The 343-nt window shown below is 66.5% G+C and carries 1 pseudogene; it reads right to left on the minus strand.

Going from position 1 to position 343, the window contains the following annotated elements:
• Positions 1–343, minus strand: a pseudogene (locus KLP42_RS26725) (hypothetical protein); the annotation flags it as partial.

Genomic DNA, 343 nt, shown 5'->3' on the forward strand with positions numbered 1-343 from the left:
CCGCCTCCGCCTCCCCAGCACTCCAGTAGTGCGAAGGACATATTGGGGTCCGGGACATATGTGGCGGAGGCCGTGAACACCCGTAGACGCACCCGCTGCGGGACGAACGCGGCATCGACGCCGCTGTCTTTCAGCACCTTGCCTGTCTGACCGTCGAAGGCGGCAAGCCTGCCGGTCGTGGCGCCGGATGGTCCGGTCACGTCGCCCGTTGCGTCGGCGCCCTTGGGAATGGCAAAGTCCAGCGCCACGGTGTCGGCGTCAATCTGCCGCCGCGTTACCGATGCAGGCTGTCCGGCGGCCAGCGTCTGCACATTGCCCGCAATGATTTCCGTATAGGGACCGG

Source organism: Rhizobium sp. CSW-27, assembly GCF_018760785.1.
Taxonomy (GTDB): Bacteria; Pseudomonadota; Alphaproteobacteria; order Rhizobiales; family Rhizobiaceae; genus Neorhizobium.